We start from the raw sequence: 25,513 nt of genomic DNA, 5'->3' as shown, positions 1-25,513 counted from the left end.
CACTGTCCCGGGCTTCGGTTACAAGGTATCGACCTCATGGAACATTCCCGTATCAACGAACATATCTGGTGCGGCGGGGCTCTGTCTCCTGCCGACTGGCGACGCCTGTACCGGGAGGGCGTGCGCCTGGACCTCAGCCTGCAGGCCGAAACCCGGGATGACTTCGGCGACCTCATGCCCGAGGGCGAGCTGTGGCTTCCCGCAGATGACTGGTATATGCCTTCCACCGACCAGCTGGTGATCGCTGCCCGCTTTATCCACACTGCGGTCTCCCTGGGCAAGGGCATCGTGGTCCACTGCAAACATGGGATCGGCCGCGCGCCGATGACCGTCGCCTGCTACCTCATCACCCAGGGTATGTCTTCCCGCGAGGCCATCAACTTCGTGCGCAGCCGCCGACCGATTGTGGATCCGAACCCCGGGCAAATCGCCGTCGTCCAGGACTTCGAGCGCCTGACACAGGTCGCCGCATTCGACTTCTAAGAGGTGGCGCGTGGCGGATCGCAAACCCTCCCTCCTGCTCCATGTCTGCTGCGGCCCCTGCGCCACCTCGGTGCTGGAGCGCCTGGTGCCGCGTTTTCGGGTTACCGCTTTATGGTACAACCCCAACATTCAGCCACGGGAAGAGCATGACCGAAGGCTGGACAGCGCACGGATTGTGGCTCGCGAAATGACCGTGCCCATGATCGAGATGCTCGGCGGCGCGGATGAGTGGCTGGATCGCGTGCGCGGGCTGGAGAGCGAACCGGAGGGTGGCCTGCGTTGCGACGTCTGCTTCCGCTGCCGCCTTGAAACCGTCGCTGGGGTGGCCGCCCGATTGGGCTTCGACCGCTTTGCCACGACCCTCACCGTCAGCCCGCACAAGCCGGCAAGCCGCGTTCACCCGATTGCGGAAGAATTGGCACAGGCATTCGGAGTGCCCTTCCTCGCCGAAGACTTCAAGAAGCAGGGCGGCTTCCAGCGCACCGTGGAGCTCAGTCGGGACCTGGGGCTGTACCGGCAGACCTACTGCGGCTGCGTATTGGGGCGCGACGGCGGGCGATGATGGCCGTAGTGCGGACGCGCTGTTGCGGGTAAATGGATGTGTCATGCGACCCCTCATACTGCTCGGGTGCCCGCGGGCGCGCACTGTCCCCCGAAATCCGGACAGCCGGCAGGCCATTGATGTACCGGTTCCGGCCCATTCCATTGAAGCGCTCCGACCGCTCGTACGCGTTGACATCCAACAGCGCGATCGATATTGTGCTCATTGAGCTACCTCCTCGGAGATTGGTCTTGGTGGTAACCTACCGTTATCCGTGCAAAGGGTAGCTCCCTGCGTTCTCAGCAAGATTCACGCCCCAGCAGTAGACTTCGGTACGGACTCCTACGCCAAGGTGAGCGTGAGCGGTCCGGCGAATCCAATGAGTTGTGCCTCGACATGCGCGCATCGGAGGTCGGTGACTGTGCTCGGTCGTATCTTCCTGCTCATGTGCTTTGCGGCTGCTGCCCGGCAGTCTTCCGGTATATCGCTCGCCGCGGAACCGGCAGGCGGTACTGCGGCCCTGACCACGACCGCGCTCGAATTGGTCCTGGAGCGGGGGCTGCCTGTGAGTATCGTGAACCGGATGACGGGGCAGATGCTGATTGCCCGGGAACCGGATGCGGGTCCGGAAGCCGTGGCCCTCTTCGGCCCGGCAGCGCTCAACCTGGCGGAGGCCCGCACCCAGCAGCGCGTGAGCACCGGCGAGATCGTCACCCGACACGAGTTCCCGGACGGCTCGGCGTGGTTGCTGCGCTGGCTTGCTGATCCTTCCGGAGACATCATTCTCCGCGCCAGCGGGCGCAGCCGGCATCCCGTGGGGCAGTTCCGGTTTCCCCTGTCTGGTTGCGATATCCGGGACATGAAGCTGGTGACGGTCACCAACTTCGGCGTGGGTCTGGTGCGGCAGGCGCCCTGGCAACAGCCCCCTGTGGACCCCACCCACGATGAGTACTTCCCCGAGTACGTGCAGCCGCTGACGGCCCTCTTTGAGGGTCCGGGCGGAGGCTTCTTCATCGAGGGCCGGTGCCTCGAGGTCGGTCCGGCCAACCTGATCGCACGTGGGCGCGGCGACACCGCGGATCTCACTTTCATCCGCGGTTTCCCCCGACCCACGCGCGCACCGACGATGTTCGAGATCCGCATACGGGCCTACTCCGGGCGCTGGCAGGCGGCAGTGGATCCCTACGTCGACTGGATGGAAAGCGGGCTTGGGATGGTGCCGCTGGAGCGCAAGCAGCCGTCGTGGGTGCGCGACATCCGCGCCCAGACGTATGTGGACCCGCGCGAGTGGGTGCAAGGCGAGGGGATCGCCAAGCTCGAGCGCATCGCGACGCAGCTCGACCCGCGCAAGACCCTCCTGGGGAAGATCTCGGAGTACCGGCCGATTCCTGAGTTCGGATTCGACATGGGATATCCCGATTATACACCCACCGAGGAAGCGCGTAAGTTCATCCGCCGCGCCCGCGAGTTGGGGTTCCACGTCTCAGTGCATTTCAACACCACCGGCATAGACGTGCGCTTCAAGGACCTCATTGAGCGGTTCCGCCCGGGCCTGAAGCAGACGGGGTGGAGCGAACTGGGCGAGCCGCTGTACTGGGGACCGAAGTTCCGCAACGCCTACGGGCAGGTGAACTTCGCCTACTGTTCGACTGCCCACAAGCCCTGGCGAGAGCACTTGATCGCCCAGATGCGCGACGTGGTGGACTCGGGTGCGGACGTTATTTACCTGGACGAGAGCCACACACCTACCGGGGCCTTCCTGGTGGACGGTGAGACCGCGATCCAGGGCGTGATGGCGCTGCAGAGGGAGATCCTCGAAGCGTATCCTCACGTCGCGATCCAGACAGAACAGTTCAACCCGATGAACGCACGGCACGCGGCCTTCGCGCTCACATCAATGCAACTTGGGCACCCGCTGAGCGGCTACCTGTTCCGCCGGTTCGTGAAAGTGTGCTCGTGGTATGGCATGTACCAGCTCAGCGAAGAGGCCGCGCTGGACGGCTGGGAACGCTGGGGCTTTCTGGTGCCGGGTGCCGAGTCGGACCCCGCGTGGCTCGAGATCGCGCGAGCTTTCCAGGACTACGATCTGGAGCCGGACACGGCGCGCCAGTTGGGCGAACACGAACTCTCTGCTCTCCGCGGGGCGGCGGGCGTATCGGCGGCTTTCGTCAAGCAGGATGGGTGGAGGGGGTTGCTTTTGAAACATCCGGACGGAAACGAAAAGTGGTTCGGCAGACGCCAGACAGGGGGATGATCTGGACCAGTGCGGCTGTGAAGACCTGCTCACGTGTGCCGCGCTGCCTGAAGACCGGACTAGGTGCCCCGGCCGGCCGCTGGAGGGCTTGCCGCGTGCCCGAGCAAGATCATTGACCGCCAGTGCGCAGTGATGCGCCTCAGGACGGCCGAGCCTTCTCCTCCTGCCAGCACTGCCCAAATTGATAGAGCCGATGTTGACATCCCGCCGGCAGCCCGGACAATCTCTCTATGCACAGACAGACTCCCCGGGTGTGCCGTTACTCCCATGCAAAGCAGCCAGCACACCAGGCTGGGAAACCGGACCAGGGGGCGAGGAGTTACGTCAACTGTTTTCTGCAAATTGGGCCGTGAGATCCCGCCAACGTCCTTCGCTGGCCTGCGCACCAAGGTTCTTCGCTGCGAACTGGTGTGCGATGCATTGGGGATCCAGCGGCTGACGACCCCGGACTCGGCGACGCTGCATCGCATCTTCCGTCATCTGGATGTGGGAGCGTTTGAGCAGGTGCTGGGCGAGTGGCTGTGCGCGCGGGGCTTGAAGGAGGGCGAAGCGATTGCCCTCGATGGCAAGACGCTTCGTGGCATTCATGGGGATCAGGTGCCCGGAGTGCATCTGGTGGCGGCGTTCAGCCATTGCAGCGGGATCGTGCTGACCCAGGAGGCGGCGCCCGGCAAGGGACAGGAGTTGGCGGCGGTCAAGGCCGTACTGGCGCGTTTGGACCTGCAGGGGCACGTGGTGACCGGAGACGCGCTATTGGCGCAACGGAGCCTGTGTCGGCAAGTGGTGAAAAAAGGGGCACTACCTGTTGCGAGTGAAGGCGAACCAACCGACGCTGTATGAGGGGATTGCTGTGTTGTTTTCTTCGGGCGTGGAGACATCCGCGCCGGTGCGCCGCGTGAGCAAGCATGGCGGGCGAGTAGAAGTTCGGCAATTGGTGGCGTCGACGATGCTCAACGAATGGGCACAGTGGCCTCACCTGGCTCAGGTTGCGCAACTGACCAGTTGGCGTGCCGAGGGTGACCAGGCCACGCAAGAGACCCACTATCTCATCACCAGCCTGCCGCCCGAGCAGGCCGATCCGGGCCGCTTGCTGGAGTTGTCGCGGGGACACTGGGGGATCGAGAACCGGCTACACTGGGTGCGCGATGTGACCTTCGACGAAGACCGCTGTCAGGTGCGCAGCGGTGCGGCACCCCACGTGATGTCAGCCCTGCGCAACTTGGTGATCGGCGTGCTGCGCTGCGCCGGGGCGAGCAACATCGCGGCGGCCCTACGTACGTACGCTGCCCATCCAAATCGCGCATTGGCACTTGCTGCCGCTTGTCCATAGACAATGCAATGACCCTAGGGGGACCTCGCTTGGCCACCTTCATCGTCTCAACTGTCGGAACCTCAATGCTCACCAACCTGCGCCGGCAATTCGGCATCGATCCCGCGGACTACCCGGATGAGCAGAAAGCACTCGCGGCTCTGCGCCGGGTGGATTCCACGGACCGGCTGTGCGGCGCCGAGATCAACTCCATCGCACACTTGTTGGGGCAGAACCTCAGCGTCGGGACTGTCACCCAGCCCCTGCACCTGCATTTCCTCGGCTCAGACACGCAGGATGGCGAATGGACTGTCCACGTGCTGACGCGGTACTACGGAACACGCGGCGAAGTGGAATCCGTATCGTCCCAGTCGATCGCGGGGCTTTCCGGCGATGACTGCGACAAGTTCGCGCGCACCGGTCTGCGCAACCTGGTCAAGGCCTGCGCGCGCGCTCTGACGTCTGGTGTCGGCGGGACGCAGGGCATGACGCGCGTCATCAACGCAACCGGCGGCTATAAGGCCCAGATCAGCTTTGCGGGCCTCATCGGCCAAGTGTTGAAGGTGCCGGTGGTGTACCTGTTCGAGCAGTTCCCTCGGTGCATCGAGCTCCCGCCGCTACCTGTGGGCTTCGACCGCGCCCTCTGGATCGAGCACTACCCGCTGTTTGCGCGGCTGTCCGATGAACTCATGATCCCGGCCAATGAGTTCGCGTCGTGGTACATCGCGCCCGAGGTCGAGACGCTGCTCGACCGCGAGTGCATCGACGGCGTCGAGTACATCGCATTGAGCCCAATCCTCGAACTCCTGCACCAGGGCTTTGCGCTCATTTCGCCCCCAGACCTGACCGAACCGCCAAAGGCAGATACACCCGTTGATAGGCGCATCCGAGTGAGCACGAAGGAGCAGGGACATCCGCCGCGGGGTGTGAACCAGTGCCTGGAACGGCTTGCAGGGCTGCCGTGGGTCTGCCTTGCTTCGAGTGAGGGGTTCGTGAACACCGGGGAACGATGGCGGGTGAAGCCGGGCGGCACACCGCACACGAACGAGATACTGGTCCTGTGTGGCGACGGCAACAAGGCACAGCAGATCCGCCTCACCACCACGTGCACAACGCCCCAGGAGCGCCAGTGGTGTCTGGAGCAACTGAAGGGCATGTTCTGAGAGGCGGCTCATACACCGTGACGTGGCAAGCCGGTTGTCGAGGAACGATCGCTTGCCGGGGCGAATTCGGTCCTATCGCAGGCGCGATAGGCATTTGCACGCGGTCCGACCAAACGGGCCGTGCAGGAGTCCGGCCCGGATTCCCCACGTGTCACCACCACTCGGAGCGGCTCGCTGTTGGCCGCAGAGCAGCGCCCTACCCCCTTCTTTGCGCGGCTCTGGGAACGGTGTCGTGCGCACGAGTTGCGGTAGCGTACATTCGTCAGGATGCCCGATGAGCTGTTGGGCCTTCACCTCGTCGGGACGGCACTGTTGTCTCCAGACGAGGCTTTGCGCGGGGTTCCGCAGTACGGGCAGAAGTTGGCGCCCACGGGCAGACGCTTGCCGCAGCCTGTGCAGTTCGGATCCGCAACCTCAAGGCGCGATCCGCATTTGTGGCAGAACTTCGCCTGGGCCACAAGTTGTGCGTTGCAGTGCGGGCAAACGGCCATGAGCGGGATCGACGTGAGAGAGGCCTCGACCACCTTGCAGATGGCCTCTCGGCAGGCGCGCCCGGCTGCACTCTTGTCCGCTTCTCCCTCCAGCCAACCCCAATCTCGGGAAGTGCGCATCTGAAGGCCTACTGCTTCGCCGCGGCAGTCTGCGTCGCCGACCCTGATCCCGGTCGCGGCGTTGACGAAAGTGACGTGAACGTTCACGATCGCTCGCGTCTCGTCGAAGCTGATAGGGTATTTGACTCCCCAGTCGCCGGTATCGCGCCGGACGGTCTTCTCGGCAAACTCCGTAACCCGGCAGAATAACAGGTAGTCGGCGGCCGCCAGAGTGCCCAGAGTGCGCACTTCACCCGGGTTGCTCACCAGGCCCGAGAGATTGAACCCCTGTTCGGCAATGATGCGGTCTGTGTGAGTGCGGTCCACGAGATCGAACTGGGCGGCCTTGTACAGTTCCGCGGCGAGCAGGTCGGGCAAGGCGGCTTCGAGCCACGGTGGCGTGCGACCGTACTGGGCGCGGAAGTCGAAGGGCAAGATGGCCACCCGTGTCGGTTGCGGCCCCAATGCTTCCTGCTCCTTCGCCTTCGGCCCGCCCACGGTTTCCGCCACGCGGTTCACGAGATACGGGGCCACCAGACGCGCCGTGCTCTCGAGGGCAACTTTGCCTGCGATGATGCGACTCGGATCCGCTCCCCCACCATTGCGCCCATCCACGGCAATTATCTGAGGCGTCCCTCGCGTGACCACGGCGCGCGCCTCGACGCGTGCCCGGGCCGTGGTGGTGCCGCCGACCTGTCTGCCCTTCTCGCTGAAAGCTTGGCCAATCACGAGAATGTCGGCACCATAGATCGAGGTGAGCTGTCTGGCCTTGAGTCCCGTGGGATCCTTCATGGCTTCGGCAAATTCACTGCTGTATCTCTGGGCAGCGTATTGCTGCTGGTCGACAACGATGTAGCCGGCATCCGTGAAGGCCTTCGTGATCTCCTCCTCGGCTGCATTAGTCGGAAACGTGCGGTCGACATAGAAGTCCAGTGGTTGCCAGAAGAAGGGGAAAATGAACTTCTCGTAGTCCTTCTCTGGAATCACGACCATGATCTTGACATTGGGGTACCGAGGCATCTCCTGCGCGATGACACTGCCCAGCGAGCAAAGCACGACAAGTGCGGCAAGACAGGTCCGGCGCATCGGTCGTCCTCCTTCTATCTCAGCATGGAATCCCTCTGCTGCCAAAAGCCCTTTCCCTACCCAAACGCTGCAAAGCCGTCGGTCTGGAGAGACCGGAGCATGCGGATCGCCTTGCGGGCGGTGTGGGGCAGGCGGAACTGCAAGGCGCTAAGTGTCGCCAGCGTGCCGCTGCGTGATGCTTCGTCTGCCTGGATGGCCTGGGTAACCGACAAATCGTCCGGGCTGTCCGGATTGAAGCACCAGGCGAGTACATGGCGCAATGGAGCTTCCAGCCGGGCGCGGGAGCCGTTGAACTTGGGCAGCACTTTCATCAACACCGCTGCGTCGAAGGCCCCGGCTATGCCATCATGTGCGTCGAAGACCCCGTTGTCAGCCGCCCATGACAGGAACATGTGGATCTCGTCGAACACCCGGTAACCAAAGTGCAGGTCGTGGTCGCGAAGGCCCTCGTTCAGCTTCTGGAGCCAGCCTGCGTACGCCGGGTGAGCGGCGACGGTCTTGGCAATGCGCTGCTTGTCGATGACCGCGAAAGCGCCGTCGCCCGTGAACCGAGACAGGAGGTTCTTGCGCACATTGTCCGGCAGGTCCTCGGCCTCCCCCTCGTAGTCGCCGGGGTAATCGCTGAAGTCGACGTGGTTGAACTCGATGGTGAAGGCGCGGTCCAGCACCTTCGGGCTGAAGGCGTGGGTGGTCTCGTCCATATTCACCGTGCCAATGACGTAGAGGTTCGGCGGCAGGTGCAGATCAGTGGGCGGGATCTCCCCTTCGGCATCTTCAGGACAGTCCAGACGCAGGGCCTCTCGGGTCAGCCCGGTGTCGGGGTCCCGCCCGGACTCCATCACGCTTAGGAGGTCGGCGAAGTAGTACTCCACGTGTGCCAGGTTCATCTCATCCAGCAGCACGAACCACGCCAGACCGTCGCCCTTCTGGTGACTCTCCCGGGCGCGCACGAGGAACCGCAGGAACTCGGTCCAGTGGTACGAGTTGTCCAGCGGGTTGTAGTAGCCCAGCAGGTTCTTGCTGTCTCGCCAGTCCGGGCGTACGGGCAGGAAGAGATGATTGGAGCCTTCCTGAACCTCCGCCCCTGGACTGGAAGGGGCATCTGAGCCATCTCCATCCGAGAGACGAAAGCCCGTGATCTCGCCCGTGTCGCTTACCTCGGGTTCCAGGAACAACTGATCGCCTTCGGCGAAATGCGAATTGACCCAGGCCTTGGCCTTCCCGCGAAACAGTATCTGGACATACCGCGTGCTCTCGTAGGCAACGTGAGTCAGGCCGCAGTCTTGCTCTCCACCCGGGAAGCGCACCGTCACGTCACGGGTCTCACCCGGTGCCGGGGGCGTGAACAAACGCAGCGACTGCTTCGGGATGATAACCCGTTGGTACTTGAGCATGTAGGGTTTGACGGTCACAGCGATGGCGTCTTCGGACGCTCGCAACTCTTTTCGGGGCTGAGGCAGCATTTCGGCGAACAGTTGGGCCAGCTTTGTCTTCCCCGTGCCGCTGATGCCGCTGAGTAGCACGAAGCCCTTGGTCTGCAGGGCGGTATAGAAGCAGGCCACTTGCCAGTCGCTAAACTTGAACCCCTGCGCCTGCAGGCGGGACTGGAGGAGAGGCAGGATGTCGCAGGTCTGCTCAAAGGTACCATGGCCATCCGCCCACTCAGTCAAGCCGTAGACGCCGCCTCCGATGCTCACGAATCTCGGGTTTGTCGAGCGACGTATCTCCTTGTTTATGGTGTAGTTGACGGTGTTCTGCGGAGTACCGAGGCTTGAAAGGTCCTCGACCCCAGTTACCCGCTTGGCGATCTCTACGTAATGGAGTGGCTCCCCCGCTTCTTTCAGGACTCTGTAGATTCCGTCGGCCCACGGTTCCCTGGGTGGTTCTTGTTGTGCGGTATCCATCGAAGCCTCCGTTATTGTCCCGGCTGCATGGGAATCGCCCCGATGCCGCTGCAGCCGCCCAAGAGAATCTCGCGCAAGGTAACGTCATTCCGCCGGGATCCATCTGTTGAGCAGAAGAGCGCGGTGTCCCCGGGGTAGATCGCCACCGCGGCGCGCACCTTCAGCGCGTCGCGATAGGTGTGCATCTTGTAGAGGTCCTCGCGGGTCGCCACCGTTTGCCGCTGCAGGGACGGCCCTTCGTCGGTCTCGTCGGGGTCGGTTGCTGCGACCACGTCCGCCCAGCTCATTCGGAACTTGGCATCCAGGACCACCGTGGGCTTCCCCGCAAACAACCACGTGCAGTCGGGCCGCAGCGAGACAGAGTACGAACGCCCGCCGCCGCGGAAGGTCTGGTTGTAGCGCAACTCACCGCGCCCCCCAAAGAGAACGCGGGATGTCCACCCGAGTCCCTCCCTGTCCCCGGGCTCCAGTCTCAGGACCGGGTCCTGCTGTAGAATGTCACCTATCTCCTCGCACAGCCGGAAGAAGACCCAGAACTCGTACAGGGTCGCCACGTCGCGCAAGTCGATGGCTGACTGGAGTGGAGCAAAGAGGGGCCGCCGGGCCTGGTGGAAGAGCTGCCACAGGAGGCGCAGATCCCGGTACCCTTCGCGGCGCACCAGCACCTGCGACGATGCGGGGATGCTCGCCATCTCCCCCACCTCCTCCCACATCGGGTGCAGGCACCCGTGGTTCAGGACGTTGCGCACGTCTTGAATGCGACGCTTGCGATCCGGCGATACATTGCCCCACCAGCGCTGGGAGGGAAGTGCGTCCACGGCCGCCTGCACACTGCGCAGGAACGCCAGGACGAAGCGGTTTTCGGGAGTATCGAAGGACTGGCGCGGGAGACGCTGCCAGACGCGACTGGGTGCATACCCTCCAAGGGCGCGGGCCACAGGAAGGTGCGGCGCGCGCCCCAAGTCGCCGGTCTCGAACAGCAGCGCCTGGATTGTGTCGGCATCCACCTCGGTGGCCTGACCGATGGGCACGCGCCGGCGTTCATCCAGCAGCGCCCGATGGGGCGAAGCAAGGACGGTGCGCAGTGCCGTGTCCAGTGTGCGGGCGTGGTTGCACAGGAAGTGGAAGGTGAACAGCGGGCTGGGAGGCCGGAGTGACTCAGCCACCTGTCGGCTGGTTGCGGCGTCGAACTCGAAAGGCAGTCGCGCGGCGCGCAGGAACAGGTCATCCAGCAGTGCGGTCAGGAAGCTGAGGTGAGCAGCGGGGCTGGGGAACTTGGGCGAGACCACCTCAGCCCTGAGGTCCTCCTTGAGTTGGCGTCCATCCCGCAGGAACCGAATGCGGGTGAGGCCCAGGCGATTCTCCAGCCGGACCCGGAAGCAATCCGCGGTGATCCGCTCGGCGCTTTGGTGGCCGACGAGAAGCTCATCAGCACCCGGTCTGCGCATGGTGTAGTCGCACCATTCATTGAGCACCAGCGTCGCCGGCGCCAGGTCGCGGGCAAGCGCCTCAGGGACCGGGTGCACACGGTCACGCGGCGCGATCTCGGTCCCGAGATCGTCGATAACGACACCTTCAGGTAGGCTGCATTCACAGTGGGCAGGCGCGGGCAGGCCCACCCCCAGCGTCTCCTGTTGCGCCATGCTTCAATCGACCGCTCCCTGAAACATCGTGGGGGACTACCGCCGAGCAATTCGCGCAGCGACGGCGATGGACCTTCCCCACGCGAGGGTTCCCGGCTATGCGGGGGGTTATCCGAAGATGCGTCTGAGAGCGAGGAATGCTTCGAGGAAATCGTGCTTGGTCTGCAGCCATCTCCCACCACACTTGATGCGCAGCAGGGCTTCTACCCAGTCGGGCGTTACCTGGTCGGACCACTCGGGGTCGTCCAACAGTTCGTGCAGTCCAGTAAGGTTCGGCGCATCGCGCACAGCTTGTCATTGGGTAGCGGTAGTGCTAACTCCACGAAGGCGCCTCCTGGCTGGGCGTAGCGGCGTCTTCGGTACGAGATGAACTCTCCAGACAAGCCCTGGATCAGGAACTGATGCGCGCCGTTGCGGGAACGCACCGCGTAGGTCGCGTCTAACACACCGTCAGATGTGTACGGCTCCATGTCGCGCAGATCGCACTCCACTCCCAGTCTGCCCGCCCAGAGCTCCTAGCCGGCCAACGCTTCCTCTCGTGATATGAAGTCCAGGTCGGCGATGCGGTCCGCGTGCGCGCAGCCGGTGAACGACAGGAGCCCCCAACCAGGCCAGCGCGAACGCGCGGCCCGCAAGAGCGGCACCAGCCTTCCCAAGCGCAGCCGCCTCCGCGAACTTGTGGTGCCCCTTCTGCCGGGAATGGACGTGCGGCCGGCCTCTCGCACCGTTCCTCACCCATCAGATCCGATAGCCTCCTGGCAAAACTCGCTCACGCGCCCGGCGACGAAAAGACGGAGCAGACTGGAATCCAGTGAGTTGTAGGTCCCAATGCACCGCTGCAGCAGCGGCAGTTCGAAGGCTCCAGCGAACACGAGAGGCAGACCTCGTCTCGCCCAGGCAACATTGGCCGCAAGTTGAGCCAGCAACAACCCATCCTCCGGCGGCAAGTCAGTCCGCCCCACAAGCGCTGGGGCATGCGCGAACCAGGCTGTCTCAGGCTCAGCGTCCGGGTCCGTCTGGCGCAGTTCCCGCTCCACGTCGTCAATCCGTCTCGCCTGCGCCGGTGACATACCTCCACTGCGTTTCCCGGTCAGACGCCCGGCCACATCGCTGAACAACTCGCCCCAGCTTCCAGCCGCCGCAGCGAGGTCCGGCAAGTGGACCAGGACCTCATACAGGTTAGCGATCCGCAGATGCTCGGCCATGGTGAACCCGTCCACAACGCCGCCCCGCACCAGCACCGTTTCCACTACCGACCGGTCCACCGTCTCCCGCGGTCGCACGTAGTTGCGCACCACCTCCAGAACGCACTGGCGCCGATTGCGCTCAGCCCGAGCCCTGTCGGCTGTGGCCCAATCGCGAAATGCCGCGAGCGCCTCACTGGCCCGGCATTCGGCGGCGTGGACGATCTCCCGCGCGTCTTCCGGCAGGCGCACACCATCCGCCGTCGGCCCCACCGCCAACGCGACTGTTCTCCGCTCAAGCCCGGCAAGAGGATGCGCACCCACCGCGCGTCGCACGTCGTCCGTGGTGAGATGGCAGTACACATCCCCCGTCACCGCAACGCTCGAATGCCCGAGCATGCGACTGGTCGCCACCAGATCCCCGGAGTTACGCAGGACGAGAGTCGCGGCCGTGTGCCGAAGCCCGTGTGGCGTGATGTGCCGATCCGACAGGTCTGCTTCCTCAGCCAGACGCTCCAGCGTGCGGTACAGGCACTTCGTCGACAGCCCCTTGCCGGTACGCGTGGTCAGCAGGCGGTCGTGATCCACCACCGGACGCATCTGCAGCCAGGCGTCGATGTCGGCCGCTAGATCGCCCGGGATCGGCACCAGGCGGGACTTGCGCCCCTTGGACATGGCGACCGTGATTGCACGCCCCGACCGGTCATAGTCACAGACGCGGAGCGCAATGACCTCGCTCCGACGCAGTCCGACCACGCACATCAGCTTGACCAGCACCCGGTCACGGACGCGATAGAGACGATAGTGATTGTGCTCGCAGGCGTTGATGAGCGCCTGACATTCATCGGGAGACAAGACCGTGGGGATCCGGTGATCGGGCTTCGGCGCGCGCAGGGGAAGCGAAGCGTTGGTGCCGAGATCGTACGTCTCGACCACGAAACGCCAGAAACTGCGGATCGCATGCACGTGGCGCCCAACCGATGAGTTCGCTGCCCCAGCGACCTTCAGGGAACTGACAAACCGCCGGAGAGTGGCCGTCGTGACGTCCTCGAAGTCCGGCGCATCGCTCTCGCGATCGAGAAACTGTTGCAGCATGACGAGTGTGGAGCGATAGGCGGTCACCGTTGCTTCCGACGCCCCACGCTCCGTGCGCAGGTGATCGACGAACAGGTCGACGAGTTGGGGGATCTGCATCTCGAGCCTCCACGATAGTAATGAACACTACCGTGGTCAGTCTCGATGCCGGCACCGTCCGCGTAAGTTCCGTTACCGTCCGATAATGGATAACGCCCCGGACGCAAACGTGCGAAGAGTGGGCCTGTAAGCCGGATTATGCACTCAGGTTTTCAGCACCTGTGCGCGTAAGTCCGTAGGGCTTATGGGCTCAGTGTAACTCGGGTTATGTGCTCGTTCTGCGTCTCTGTGCCCCGGCCGTGGTCCTGGGAGGGGGACTTGAACCAAGTCCCCCCTGCGGGTTCGCCGGTCAACTCCCGTCGCTGTTGTCGCTGTGGTTCTCGAACAGTCTTCGGGCCTGTTCGCGGATACGGCTGCGCAGTGTCTGCGGCGCAAGGACCTCGACGCTTCCGCCCATGCTCAGGAGCCAGCCCTCGAACTCCTCGGTCAGCGCTACGTTGAGTTGCAGTTCCAGGGCGTCCTCCGTGCGGTTGAGGATCTGCTGGCTGGGGTGCACGCATGCCTGGGACATGCGCTGGGCAACCTTCCCGGTGAGGCGCAGTCTCACCGTTTGCTTGCGCCCGCCGACCATCTCCCACGCTCCGGCGAAATGCTCCTCGAGATCGTAGTCATCGTCGATCTCCGCCGCCTGCGGCAGCACCGCAAGTTCCCGAAAACGATCTAGGCGGAATGTCCTGACTGCCCGGCGCTCTTCGCAGTAGGCCACGATGTAGTGGGCCTGCGCCCGGTAGATGATCGCGTACGGGTGAAGAATGCGTTCCAGCGTGGTGTTGCTTTCCAGACTGCAGTAGATCCCCCGCAATTTGCGCCGCTCGCGACGCGCCTTCAGGGCAGTTTGCAGGTTCTTGGTCACCGCCGGCCCGTCAGTAAGCCGCGGCCAGATGCGCAGCCCCTCCGTACCCGCGCATATCTGCGCCTCGCGCGTGCCGCACACGGCCGCCAGTTTTCCCACAAGGGCGTCCGAATCGATCGCCAGCGCGTCAGGGAGAGCTTCCTCCAGCCAGTCCAGTGCATAATGGATCGCGCTGAGTTCCGTGGCGCTCAGCTGCACAGACAGTCCCGGGTTCGTGGGCGGCAGGTAGTAGCCTTCACCATCATTACGGACGGGGAACCCGGCCTCCGCGAGAAGCGCCATGTCCCGGTAGATCGTCCGCTCGCAGGCGCCCAACCTTTCCCCAAGGGCGGCAGCTGTGCTCTCTTCGTTCCCGCGAAGCCTCGGCAGTTCTTGCAGGATCCTGAGCAGGCGGAGCGCCTGGTTCATCGGAAATCCCTCCCCGTTTCGATAGCCGCTTAATTGGGTCAAGGACAAGGCCGTGCCTGATACGGTGCGAACTCGACGTCATATGGTGCGCGACTTGTGGGCGTCCCGCAGACAGCTCCCGACGGCAGGAGATCTTCGCCCCGCCAGTAAGAGATGCGAGCGGCCTCGGGAAATGCATTGCGGAGCTTCGCCCTGGCGCGAGAGTACTCCTGCCTGCAATACCCTTCGGTAATCCCCACGATCACCGCAGCCTCCGAATGCTCCAGCCGCTCCACGGCCACCAACCACACAACCTGACGCTGCCGGTCCGACAGCCCGGCAGCGGAGGAGCAGAGCAGCGCCCAAAGAAAGCGCAGGCCATGCTCCCCGCCACCAAAGGGCGTCCGCTGATCCGGCACATCCACGGGCTGCTCCTCAAGCGAATCGATGTCCTTCTGGGGCTTCACCCGGCGCCTGTAATAACCATTGAAGGCATTGTGTGCCACCTTGTATACCCAGGTCGTGAACTTGGACAGCCGCGGCTCGTAGGTGGGGAAGCCCTTGATCGCGCGGATGAGTGCCTCCGATGCCGCATCCTCTGCGTCATCGCGGGAGTTGAAGCGCTTCCTTGCCCAACTCAGGATCAGACTGCTGTCGAGAACTGCCTTCCACAGCGCCTGCCAGGCGGCAGGATCGCCGGCCGCCGCCTGCAGAGCGAGCGCCTGAAGGCGCCTCCGGAGGCTCAACGGTCTCGAAGCCGCCCGGGTAAGGCTGCCGCGCGATTCGCGGATGGGGCAATTGGCGACAGACACGATAGCGCTGACCTGCATGGCGTTCATTGTGTACCAACTCCTGGGTAGGCACGTCCCTTGCTCCCTGGCACGCAAGCCCAAGCCTGCTGGTGCGAGGCCACCGTCGTGAAGCCTTTTATCGCTTCGTTACGGCTTACGGTGACCCGGGAGCTATTTGTACACGTCATGGATGACACGACGTGACAGTCGACGCGCCTTTTCTCACCCGCAGGATGGCGGCAACACGCGGCCATGATGGAGTTATTTGGGCCAATCCACATCTTGCGAAAAAACGGGGCTTTCTTGTCTGAAGAGCCCCGGAATGGTGATAGGTGCCTTTTCTCTCTGTGTGGGGAACGGTTGGCACGAGGAGACGGAGCCAGAGTGACGCGCATCACGCTCAGCCAACCTGCGTCGTTTCCGTTGACCCAAGATACGGCGTGGCTCTCAATGCAGGTACTTCCTGGCTTCTGAATAGTCGAGCCCGATAATCACCACATGCCGGCGCCAGCGGCGCCCGTCCGGACGCACCCGGACCTCACACGCACGAGCACCTCGTCGCAGGCACCAGCCGTCGGCCTCGATACCTGCCTTCTCTGCGTAAGCGCGCAGGCGACGACCGGACAGTTCGGGGGGGACATCGGGGTTTTCGGGGGAAGCTACCCACAAAGTCACCCTGACAGTGGGCAAGTCGCTACTCATGTCGTAGATGCCCAGCTGCCTACCCCTCATCTTCAATTCCGTCTCGCAAACAACTTCGTAACCCTCTCCACTGATCTGGCTGGCGATCAGAGCTGCGGCCACCTCTGCGGAGGCTTCCAGCTCCGCCGGTACCTGCTTTTCCTCCTCAGCCGGACGAGAACAGGGAGTGGGGTTCCTGACTGCTTTCTCGGTCTGCGACGTCTTGGTCAGAAGCATCTCTTCATCCTCGGCCACCATCCCCCGGGGCATCATCTGTTCCCGATCCTCGATCCAGTCCTTCACTTCGTTGAACATCCGCTCCCAGTCCACGGCGCCGCCCTCTGCGGGAGCAGTGATCACCTCATACCTACCGTCCTCCAGAGCGCTCAGGCCCAACCTCACCACTGTGTCGCCGCGCCTGCTCACACGCCCGGGCATCTCGAAGAGCGCGCGTTCCGTGACCTGGGCGAGAATCCGCTTGAGAGCGCGCGCGCCCTGGCCGGAACCGAGCGCGTTGGTGACAATCCTGTCCACCAAATCGTCGGTCAACTCCAGGCTGAAACCCTCCTTGATGGCGTTGCGCTGGTAGATGGCCAGGGGGCCGCACTCCGGATGTAGCAGGATGTCTCGCATGGTGTCGGCGTCCAGGGGACGCAGAGGCACGATGTCGCGCAGGCGTCCCACCAGTTCGGTCATGAACCCGTACTGGACCAAGTCCTCAGGGGTGACCTCCTGCAGCAGATCGCCCTGGCGCCGAGCCCGGTCGTGGTCGAGGGGCTCGCGCCCAAAGCCGATGCTTGTCTTCCCTCGCCGCAGCCTGCGGGCGATGATCTCCTCCAGGCCTGAGAACGCGCCGGCAAGTGTGATGAACAAGCAGTCGGTGCCCAGGGCCACGTCGCGGTTCCGCTGACGTCCGTCGCTGGCGAAGCGGACCTCCGCCCCGTCGAGCAGAGCGAGCAGGCTGCGCTGGACCCCCTCCCCGGTAACATCCTTGCCGGCACTGTCTGGGCGGAAGCGCAGCTTGTCCACTTCGTCCAGGAACAGCAGCGCCGTCGAGGCCAGTGGTGCATATCCACCGGCCTCCAGGGTGATCGCCCGAGCTATGTCGCTGGTGTCGCGCCCGACGTAGCCAGTCTCGGTGAGGCTCGATGCGTCTTCGGAGTGGAAAACCAGAGAGGCCAGTTGGGCGAGAGCGCGCACCAGGTAGGTCTTGCCACATCCGGTCGGGCCCAGGAGCAGGACTCCGCCCAGGTCATCGGTGCTCCAGGGCGCGCGCCGCATGTAGCGGTAGTAATGCATCTCCCGGACCTTGAGCATATGCCGGCGCAGATGTACCGACAGCGCCCGGCATGCATCTTGCTGTCCCACCACGGTCCGGTTCAGTGCTGCAGCAATCTCCTCGGGCTTGAGGTCGAAACGCAGCACCTGGCAATACTGGCTCTGGAGTTGAGGCCGAACGTCGTCTTCCGAACGCACAAGGATAGCTTCGCCCATTTGATCACTCCCCGATTGGATGTGCACTGTCTGTGTGCCGGTCGCCTCTGAGTCGGCTGACTGAGGCAACAACAACTCATGATGGCGTCAGCCCCGGTTGGATATACACTGGATGTACGCCGGGCGCGGCGCCAGTGTGACATCGGCGGCGCAAATCAGCCGGACCAGGGGCCGTCTAGTGGGGAGGAAGGGAAACCATTAAAGGAAGGGTAGGAGGGGATGCGGGCACTCGCGCTATTTACCGGTTGATTGTGCGGAGGCGAGAGTGCTTATCGAACAGTCAATAAGCGCTCTCGTCAGGCGACTCCCGATTTTTCCAGTGGAAATGTCACACTCGTGCCTCAGCGGGTGTACTGTCTCTGGCAGATTCCAGGCGCGCTGCGCATCATACAAGCAGACCGAAGGAGCCAAGCAATATGCCTCACCTGTTCGAGTCTGGGTTCTCAGTGCGACAACCCATGTGGCACGGTCTCGGTGCGGTGCTCGAAGACCACCCCGTTGACGTGGCAGCCACTTGCCGGCTGTCAGGGCTGGACTGGCAGGTGGCGCGCAGGCCCCTCTACGCCGCTCTGGACCCGAGCGATCCTGCCCGAACCGTGGAAGTCCCGGGAAAAGCAATCATCGTCCGGCTGGACCGCGCGAACTCCCCGGAGGGCTTCCTGGGCATCACGACGGACCGTTACACGCCCGTGCAGAACGAGGAGGTCGTAGGCTTCTGCTTCGATCTCCTCAAGGCGGGCCGAGACGAAGGCCACCCGGTGCAGATCGAGACGGCGGGAGCGCTCGCGGGCGGGAAGATCGTCTGGGCACTGGCGCGCCTGCTGGATATGGACGTCACCATCCCAAGCACCGAAGACGTATCTCAGGGGTATCTGCTGATCACCGCAGGGCATGACGGAGAGCACGCCTTCAAGGCGGCGGTCACCTCGGTGCGTGTAGTGTGCTGGAACACCCTGAGCCTGGCTCTGCGCAGGAACAAAGCCAGTTACACCATCCGCCACGTGGGCAATCCGCTGCAACGCATCAAAGAGGCGGCCCAGGCCCTGGGCCTTGCCTGGGCCTGGGTCGAAGAGTTCCGGGAGCTGGCGGGGTGGCTCGCGGAACAGCAGATGAATACCCAGGGCTTTGCCGATTTCCTGGACGAACTCCTGCCCTTGCCGAAGATCCCCCCACGGCACGACGGCGAGTGCAGCGAGAAGGAACGGGATAAGCTGGAGCGGAAACGGGCGCAGGTGCAGGACGCGCGGCACTCCGTTACCGAGCTCTTTGAGAGCACGGGTACGCAGATGCCGGCGATTTCCGGGACGCGCTGGGCAGCCCTGCAGGCGGTGACGGAGTACTCGGACTGGGTCATTCCAGTGCGCAGCCGCGGAAACCTGACCCAGCACAGCCGCCGCTTCCTGCGTTCCATGGTGGACAACGAAGACACACTGAAGCAGAAGGCCCTGACAGTGTTAGGGCGGTAACGCGAAGGTTGACACGTCTGCAGAGACGGTACCCGCAAGAAGAGGGAGCGCGATGTCGGAACCCACCCGGAGCGACAGGGATCAGATCGACGAGGTATCAGAGCAGTTCTGGTAATGGTCTGCTGAGTATGGTGGCAAGGAAGGGGTCACCTACATCGTTCGCAAGGCGACTGAAGGCGATGCACTGGAAAAGGGGGCACCGTACTTCGGGGTGATCGGTGGATCTGAGCCGCCTTCTGGACCATACCAGGGGCTCTCCCTGGTCGTGTTCCCGGCCCTGGACGGCCCCTGGCTGGTTAGCCTCGTGGTTGGCACCGCCGGTTTCGGTGACGACTACGAGCTGGCCACACGGCCGGGAACCCAACGCATCTACCGCCGGCTGACCAGTCGCACGGTGGGATTCTGCTAGTCCAACTTCGCCGACGTCGAGACCAGGCTCCCGGCGGATCAGTCCGACCCATTGCCCCATCTGTCCACCACACTCGAGAAGTACGGCCAGCACATACTGGCGTGTGATGTTGTACGTGATCCCGGAAGCGCAGAGTATGAAGAGATCGTGAAGGGCTATCTTGCTGCCGACGCGCGACTGCGGAACTGGCCAAGGAACCAGCAGCACCGTCGAGCAGTGGAGAAGGCGATTCAGGCCCTTTCTGACCGTAACCGGGGCGACGAGGTCGACGACGAAGCGGAGGTCCTGAGGCTCCTGCGTGCGCGCAAGTACCTGGTTCTGCAGGGCGCGCCCGGAACAGGTAAGACCCATCTGGCCAAGCTGATGGCTGAGAGACTGGGCGTCACCGAGGATCACAGTGTATTCACCCAGTTCCACGCTGAGACCGGCTATTCCGACTTCGTCTGGGGCATCAGGCCCAGACTGGGACGGGATGACGTGGCATATGAGAAAACCGAGGGCCCCTTGCACCGTGCCATCTGCTTGGCCAGAGACCATCCGCAGAGCCCCGTGCTGCTGATCATCGACGAAATCAACCGCGCCAACCTGGCCACTGTGCTGGGGCCAGTATTCTACCTGTTCGAGTACCAGATGGCGGCATGCGGCACGGTGTCGCTCGAGGTCGGCCCCGGCCTATTCGTGGACAGGCTCCTAGACCTCGTGCAGCGGTCCCAACATTCGCATCCATCATGGGATAGGCGCAGCTACTCTGGGCTTTCGAACCACCAGCGCTTTTCGCTCTGATCTCGCTTATCATACCCGTACCGGCCGCGCGCCGTCTCGAGCATTTCCTCAGGGCACGTACCGTCCTGCGTTTCAGCGCCACCCAGCCCGCCCAAGGAATCCAGTGCTGCGGAGAACGCCTTTGCAAAGGGCGACCCGTCCGTCAGCTGCTCGAATCTGCAGCACTGCAACAGTATGTCATCGGCGTACTCCAAGCCACGCTTGCTGATGCGTTCGGCGACCTTTTCTCGTATCTGCTCGATCGACGTTGCTTCACCCTTCGGAATTGGGGGTGCGAGATACAAGAGTCCCGCCCCGGGCTGTCAGGACTACCGTGGCGCGTCAATTCGCTGTCAGGTAAGGCACGACCTGGTGGTCCAGGAACTCATATGCGTCCCCGCGTCGGAGCTGCTCGTGATACCGCTGGTTGCTGAAGGCGCGCAGGCAGCCGTAGCAGCTGGTCTCCGGTTGGCAGCCGCACTCCCCGCCGACACGGTCTCTCGCCGCCAGAAGTAGTGATTCAAGCGCGTTGTCCTCATTCACGATGCGCCAGGTGTGGCCGGCCCCCCCTGGCACATCGTCGTAGAGGATGATGCTGTGGCCTGCAGCCTCCCGGAAGAGGACCCCTCCAATGTCGTCTCGTGAGATGTCCAGAGCCACGGCACACCCTTCAACGAGAGCGTAGAGAAGTGACGGCCAGAACGAGTTGGCCCGGTCGCCTGCGGGGAAGTCGAGACCCGCAAGGGCGATCTGGCAGATGTCTGTCTTGAACTCGTACCCTAGTTGGCAGGGCGCCCTTTGGATGTGTCCACCGCAGGGCTTGCCCCACGGCGTTTCGTGTGCCTTAGGAGGCGTCTCCCATCCCGCGACCCCGTAGCCGCAGCGATCGCAGATCCTGAAACTGTCGCGGGTGATCACTGCCAGGTCCGCGTCGCGCCAGGCTGTGGCCGTGATCTTGCCGCCTGCAACGATTCGGGGGGCGCCCTGCGCGATAGCTTGGTCTTTTCCGGAGAAATACACCTCTGTCGTATGCGCACGTCGGGGTCTGCGCTCGCCCGGGCGGCCGGGCTTCTCATGATGTGTGCTAAAGCCGAACTCAGGCACGATGAACACCCCTCCGGACCCGCTACCTCTTCGGAGTCTTGTCTGACACACGTTGCAGTCGCCGAAGTCCGCTGTCTGTTCGCCCGGCAGGTAGACGCGTGAGAAGTATCGCCCGCACCCATCACACACTCGCCATTCCCGCCGCACCCACTGGCGGTCCGACGGACGATGGATGCCTCGCGATGTCCACACGCTGCCGCCGGCCACGATCTGGCAGCCGGGCGAATACTCAGCGAGAGCGATTCTCAAGTCGCGATCCAGGTCCAATTCGAGAGGATCTTCCGGATTGGTGTCGCCTCGTGGGATGTTCGTGTTGTTGATCTGCAAAGGAACGACGTCCACCGGGAAACCGTACTTAGGCAAGACACCCTTACTCGCGAGGTAGCCGATCAGCCTCCTCTTCCAGATTGTCTCCCGCACTCTTTCCAAGTGCCCATAGCGCCCTGTCCAATTGGGGGGCTTCTCGCTCTCGAGCTGGTCCATAAGGTCCTTGATGCTCATCAACTCTCCGGTATAGCCCTCGGATGCCTTGGTCAGCACCCCAGGCGTCTCGGAGTCGCCCTCGGCGAGCAGATCTTCTACCCACCGACCCCAATCCCTAACGCCGATATAGTCATGAAAGAAGAGGCCGGAACGGATCTCGAAATCTGGGACTATTCTCGTGAGAGCGTCTCTCACGTGTTCTGGCTTCTGGGCGATAAACCGCCGAAAAGCCTCCACGCCGTCTGCGCGATCACCAGACCCAAAGAACGCCCTGGCTCGTTCGGACGTGGTGCCCGCATCGTAGAAATACTGCGGGTGCTCTCGCCAGAAGGCTGCCAGCGCGACGGCATTCATGTGGCGCTTGATGATCTTATCGTTGGCCACCCGCACGCGGGGAGCACGCATCTGCCCGTTGACGATCCGCTCAGGGTGTTGGAAGAAGAATAGATCATGGGTGCGACGTTGGGCGTAGGTGAGTGCAAAGCCAACAGAATCGAGGCGCCGCCCTGCCCGGCCCGCTCTTTGCACGTAGTTCGCGGGCTTCGGCGGCATGTTGCGAAGCAATACGGACTGCAACTCACCGATGTCCACACCGAGTTCGAAGGTAGTTGAGCAACTCAGAACGTTCACGCGCCCGGCAACGAAGTCGGTTGCCAGCCGTGCAGCGCGCTCGTTCGAAAGCTGCGCTGTGTGTTCGCGCACTGACATCGGGATGATAGGTACGTCCTCGTGTGGCGTCGAGTATTGGCGACGGTAATGGTTGTCAGCTAGAGCCTCATTGGGGTGGCATGGGACCAAGACACCGTTGCAGCCTGTCTGAAAACACACGCCGCGAAGATTGTGAGTGGTCAACTGTTTGCACAGGTTGCACTGGAACCATTGCGCATTGCCGATCTCGGGGCCGGCTAGCAGGAGGCGTTCACGATCGATCTGGTAGTAGTACGCACCGCGCCTATCGCACCGAAAGCGCAGTACGGACGTGCGGGGTGATGTCAGGTCGTCCCAGATGGCATGGAGCGCTTCCTCGATCTGTTGGTGGCCGATCTCGGCTCTGCCTTCTGAGAGCCTTTCCAGCACGCGAAACCGGCCGTTCGTGCGCCCTTCGGACGGAAGCCACTTCACCACATCGCGACGGGCGCCTTCTACCTGGTAGACGAGGAACACCTCACGATTTCTTGGCGCGAAGCATTCATCGTTGGGCTGCAGCGTAGTGTTCGGGAACGTCACAGCCCCGTGTACGCGTGCCGTGTCGAGCAAAGTCTCATACAGTGCCCAGACTTCGTCATCTGTTAGCCCCCACGGATCATCTTTGAGCAGGGACGGCGCTGTCCAGCTTGCAGGCCGTCGATACCTGTATGCAATACAGCCTGTAGCCTCCAGGTCATTGTGGCGGTCGAAACGAAGACACTCAAGAAGCAGGTTACGCCACGTTTCGTTAATCAGTTCTTGCGGTCTTTCGGTCGCGTCCAGTAGGCCGAGCTCCACGGCGGATCGTTGCACCAAGGGCTGCAAGTCATCCAACACCCACTCCCCGTCACGCGCCATAGAGGAACTGCGCAGCAGTGTCTGGTAAATGATCCTGCGCCATTGGACGCGGTTGTGGGTACGCTCAAGATACGCAGCAAAGAATGCCGCGTCTTGACGGCTGTCTGCGAAGGAAAGAAACTGCCGTGCTCTCCGCTCCTCGGTCTCTTCTTGGCCCCCGAAGGTCGTCTCCGGCAGATGAGCGTACAGCGTGCTGGCCAAGACGGCGATCGGTGCGTCGCGCCCGAGTGTGAACCGCGAAATCATGGAGCGGCGCTGAGCAGTCTTCTTGCAGGCCGGACATTGGCGCACCATGTCATCCTTGGACTTGGCAGCCCTGATCAGTCTCACGAACTGTTGACTCGCGCCGCAAGTGCACACTAATGGGGTGGTCTCGCTCTGTGGTCGCACGTCCCCGCACGCAGTGCACAAAGCGAAGGACTCCGGGTCGACCGTCGCCAACGCATCACTCTCGCCTTCCAGGTCCTCATCCTCATCGTCCGCGTTGCCAGGGCACATTGCGTCCGGGGTCACCCAAAAGAGCTCCACATTGTCACCAATGTGGTCAGCGGCCTTGAGGGGTGCCTGACAGATCCTGCCACTTTGCCAGTCGCCTACGAGGAAGAGCGAGCCGCAGTTGGTGCAGACGGCAGCTTCGAACACTGGGACTTCTCGGCCCTCTACTTCCTCGGTCTCGCGCGGAGCGAGGTGAAGCCTCGCCCCTTTATAGAGCCGAACGAAGCCTCCCTCAAGAGCGCGAACGAACACATGGTATCTTGCAGGAAGCAGGCTGGTCTCTGACGACGATGGGCGAGCACGAGCAGCGAGGGCGACAAGCCCCACGAGGGCCTCTCGCCCCGTGTCCGGGTCAAGCTCACCAAAGACTTTTCGCCGGGCAGCTTCCAAGCTCTGGACACGGTGCTCATCCAGAGTGGCTCGCAGCTTCCACAGGTATTCCTCGCGTTTCAGAAGATCATAAAGGAAACGACTGATCCGCGCGCGAGTGTCGTCCGAGCTTTCTGTCATGGAGAGCTGTTCAGCATGCCCCTTCGCTTCGGCAACGATGTCTGCAGGCACGCCAAGATCAATTGCATGGACCGCGAGATCGGACAAGTCGCAGGGCTCTTTCTGGGCCGCCTCCGCCAGAGATGCAAATGCAGATGGTTTCATGGTCCACAGAGCCTGACCATCTTCGCACAATGCCTGTCTCTCACCCATGACCACATCGTCCGCACAGAACTCCTCGCTGAACAGCTCCCCTGCGAATTCGGCCACCTTGATGTCTGACCGTTCTTCGGTACCCAAAGTAGCGCTGGTTGCAATGTAGCGCAGTCGGTCTGGTTCGCTGCGCACAACCCGATCCTTCAGGCGGCGCAGCAACATTGCGACCTCGATACCTCGTGCACCGTCATAGGTATGAGCTTCGTCCAGAACAACAAACCGCCACTGATCGCGTCCGAAGAGTGGGGATGCCTCGGGACGGAGGAGCAGGTACTCCAGCATCGCATAGTTCGTCAACAATAGATGGGGAGGGCTTGCGTGCATCTCTTCTCTGGAGAGGAGCTCGTTCTTCAGGGGTTCGCGGAACCGACTTTCATTCCGGTGCTCCTCAATGTATTGCTGTCTGCCTTGGTCGCGTTGATTCTGCGTGTCGCCTGTGTAACGTCCGAAGGTGATCGTCGGCAGATGCTGCAACAACTCCCGCATTCGCTTGAGCTGGTCATTGGCCAGCGCGTTCATCGGGTACAGCAGCAGCGCACGTACACCCGGCCCAAGCTCCCCTTTTTCCTGTTGCCGCAACAGATAGTCGATGACCGGCACGAGAAAAGCTTCCGTCTTGCCGCTACCCGTTCCAGTGGCAACAACCAGGTTGCGGTTCCGCCGAATGACCTGTTCATATGCTAGGTACTGGTGTCGATAGGGGCGGCGCTCGGGGGGAAAATCGGGGCCAAAAACCGCCTTCCAGCCCTGGCACAGGAGGCCCTGCTCCACCAGCTCAGAGTAGGTCTGATCATGGTGAACGAAAGGAGGCGTCGCCTCCAGATAGGGGCCCTTGACGAAGGTATCGGGGCTGGCCAACTCACGGCGCAGGTCGTCCATTAGACCGTCATACCGGATCGGCAGCGTCGTCGTCACGTAGCTCTCATACTGTGAACGCAAGTCTAGAGTCACTTGGATCGGGTCGAACATGGCGAAGCGGACCTCCGG

Annotated in this window: 18 protein-coding genes; 9 read left to right on the top strand and 9 right to left on the bottom strand. The window is 62.9% G+C overall.

Annotated elements, in window-relative coordinates:
• Positions 1-36: 36 nt before the first annotated feature.
• The 6 genes from HPY44_20125 (at position 37) to HPY44_20100 (ending at position 5,750) form a co-directional block, all read left to right on the top strand.
• Entirely contained in the window at positions 37-483 is a 447-nt protein-coding gene (locus tag HPY44_20125; protein NSW58322.1) for a dual specificity protein phosphatase family protein, read from the top strand.
• A 10-nt stretch (positions 484-493) separates the two neighbouring features.
• Positions 494-1,045, top strand: a complete 552-nt coding sequence (locus HPY44_20120; GenBank protein ID NSW58321.1) for an epoxyqueuosine reductase QueH — start codon at positions 494-496, stop codon at positions 1,043-1,045.
• A 400-nt stretch (positions 1,046-1,445) separates the two neighbouring features.
• Entirely contained in the window at positions 1,446-3,278 is a 1,833-nt protein-coding gene (locus HPY44_20115; GenBank protein ID NSW58320.1) for a hypothetical protein, read from the top strand.
• Positions 3,279-3,620: 342 nt separating this feature from the next.
• Positions 3,621-4,118, top strand: a complete 498-nt coding sequence (locus HPY44_20110) for an ISAs1 family transposase (GenBank protein NSW58319.1) — start codon at positions 3,621-3,623, stop codon at positions 4,116-4,118.
• On the top strand, positions 4,084-4,608 hold the full coding sequence (locus tag HPY44_20105) for an ISAs1 family transposase (protein NSW58318.1): 525 nt from the start codon (positions 4,084-4,086) through the stop codon (positions 4,606-4,608). The genes HPY44_20110 and HPY44_20105 overlap by 35 nt, the downstream gene beginning before the upstream one ends.
• A 29-nt stretch (positions 4,609-4,637) precedes the next feature.
• The gene (locus HPY44_20100) at positions 4,638-5,750 is read left to right on the top strand and encodes a putative CRISPR-associated protein (GenBank protein NSW58317.1); all 1,113 of its coding nucleotides are present in this window, start codon (positions 4,638-4,640) and stop codon (positions 5,748-5,750) included.
• Positions 5,751-6,040: 290 nt separating this feature from the next.
• Here HPY44_20100 and HPY44_20095 read toward each other — a convergent pair whose 3' ends face one another.
• From HPY44_20095 to HPY44_20060, 8 genes are all read right to left on the bottom strand, one after another.
• A complete protein-coding gene (locus HPY44_20095) occupies positions 6,041-7,426 on the bottom strand; it encodes a zinc-ribbon domain-containing protein (GenBank protein NSW58316.1) in 1,386 nt (461 codons plus the stop codon).
• 56 nt (positions 7,427-7,482) lie between these two features.
• On the bottom strand, positions 7,483-9,330 hold the full coding sequence (locus HPY44_20090; GenBank protein ID NSW58315.1) for a hypothetical protein: 1,848 nt from the start codon (positions 9,328-9,330) through the stop codon (positions 7,483-7,485).
• An 11-nt stretch (positions 9,331-9,341) separates the two neighbouring features.
• Positions 9,342-10,973 carry a DUF2357 domain-containing protein gene (locus tag HPY44_20085; protein NSW58314.1) on the bottom strand — a complete coding sequence of 544 codons (1,632 nt, stop codon included), beginning with the start codon at positions 10,971-10,973 and terminating at the stop codon, positions 9,342-9,344.
• Between the two features lie 108 nt (positions 10,974-11,081).
• Positions 11,082-11,222: a hypothetical protein gene (locus HPY44_20080; protein NSW58313.1), complete on the bottom strand. Its 141-nt coding sequence runs from the start codon at positions 11,220-11,222 to the stop codon at positions 11,082-11,084.
• 482 nt (positions 11,223-11,704) lie between these two features.
• Positions 11,705-13,351 (bottom strand): tyrosine-type recombinase/integrase, encoded by a 1,647-nt coding sequence (locus HPY44_20075; protein NSW58312.1) that lies wholly within the window; start codon positions 13,349-13,351, stop codon positions 11,705-11,707.
• A gap of 289 nt (positions 13,352-13,640) precedes the next feature.
• Complete coding sequence (locus tag HPY44_20070; protein NSW58311.1) at positions 13,641-14,612, bottom strand: WYL domain-containing protein; 972 nt, start codon at positions 14,610-14,612, stop codon at positions 13,641-13,643.
• 38 nt (positions 14,613-14,650) lie between these two features.
• Positions 14,651-15,430 (bottom strand): sigma-70 family RNA polymerase sigma factor, encoded by a 780-nt coding sequence (locus tag HPY44_20065; GenBank protein NSW58310.1) that lies wholly within the window; start codon positions 15,428-15,430, stop codon positions 14,651-14,653.
• Between the two features lie 399 nt (positions 15,431-15,829).
• A complete protein-coding gene (locus HPY44_20060) occupies positions 15,830-17,557 on the bottom strand; it encodes an AAA family ATPase (protein NSW58309.1) in 1,728 nt (575 codons plus the stop codon).
• A gap of 416 nt (positions 17,558-17,973) precedes the next feature.
• Here HPY44_20060 and HPY44_20055 point away from each other — a divergent pair, with 416 nt between their 5' ends.
• The 3 genes from HPY44_20055 to HPY44_20045 all read left to right on the top strand — a co-directional run bounded on the left by HPY44_20055 (position 17,974) and on the right by HPY44_20045 (position 20,215).
• Positions 17,974-19,023 carry a DUF932 domain-containing protein gene (locus HPY44_20055; protein ID NSW58308.1) on the top strand — a complete coding sequence of 350 codons (1,050 nt, stop codon included), beginning with the start codon at positions 17,974-17,976 and terminating at the stop codon, positions 19,021-19,023.
• A 211-nt stretch (positions 19,024-19,234) separates the two neighbouring features.
• The gene (locus HPY44_20050; GenBank protein ID NSW58307.1) at positions 19,235-19,432 is read left to right on the top strand and encodes a hypothetical protein; all 198 of its coding nucleotides are present in this window, start codon (positions 19,235-19,237) and stop codon (positions 19,430-19,432) included.
• A 51-nt stretch (positions 19,433-19,483) separates the two neighbouring features.
• Entirely contained in the window at positions 19,484-20,215 is a 732-nt protein-coding gene (locus HPY44_20045) for an AAA family ATPase (GenBank protein ID NSW58306.1), read from the top strand.
• A gap of 321 nt (positions 20,216-20,536) precedes the next feature.
• Here the strand turns inward: HPY44_20045 and HPY44_20040 are convergent, their stop codons facing one another.
• A complete protein-coding gene (locus HPY44_20040) occupies positions 20,537-25,495 on the bottom strand; it encodes a DEAD/DEAH box helicase (protein ID NSW58305.1) in 4,959 nt (1,652 codons plus the stop codon).
• Positions 25,496-25,513 lie beyond the last annotated feature (18 nt).

It is taken from the genome of Armatimonadota bacterium (assembly GCA_013314775.1).
Lineage (GTDB): Bacteria > Armatimonadota > Zipacnadia > Zipacnadales > JABUFB01 > JABUFB01.
This window is presented reverse-complemented; position numbering and strand designations above follow the sequence as displayed.

Excerpts from the sequence above, each read along its gene's own strand:
- HPY44_20070 (NSW58311.1), bottom strand. The coding sequence starts at position 14,612 with ATGAACCAGGCGCTCCGCCTGCTCAGGATCCTGCAAGAACTGCCGAGG.
- HPY44_20055 (NSW58308.1), top strand. The coding sequence starts at position 17,974 with ATGCCTCACCTGTTCGAGTCTGGGTTCTCAGTGCGACAACCCATGTGG.
- HPY44_20065 (NSW58310.1), bottom strand. The coding sequence starts at position 15,430 with ATGAACGCCATGCAGGTCAGCGCTATCGTGTCTGTCGCCAATTGCCCC.
- HPY44_20040 (NSW58305.1), bottom strand. The coding sequence starts at position 25,495 with ATGTTCGACCCGATCCAAGTGACTCTAGACTTGCGTTCACAGTATGAG.
- HPY44_20125 (NSW58322.1), top strand. The coding sequence starts at position 37 with ATGGAACATTCCCGTATCAACGAACATATCTGGTGCGGCGGGGCTCTG.
- HPY44_20060 (NSW58309.1), bottom strand. The coding sequence starts at position 17,557 with ATGGGCGAAGCTATCCTTGTGCGTTCGGAAGACGACGTTCGGCCTCAA.
- HPY44_20095 (NSW58316.1), bottom strand. The coding sequence starts at position 7,426 with ATGCGCCGGACCTGTCTTGCCGCACTTGTCGTGCTTTGCTCGCTGGGC.
- HPY44_20090 (NSW58315.1), bottom strand. The coding sequence starts at position 9,330 with ATGGATACCGCACAACAAGAACCACCCAGGGAACCGTGGGCCGACGGA.
- HPY44_20085 (NSW58314.1), bottom strand. The coding sequence starts at position 10,973 with ATGGCGCAACAGGAGACGCTGGGGGTGGGCCTGCCCGCGCCTGCCCAC.
- HPY44_20075 (NSW58312.1), bottom strand. The coding sequence starts at position 13,351 with ATGCAGATCCCCCAACTCGTCGACCTGTTCGTCGATCACCTGCGCACG.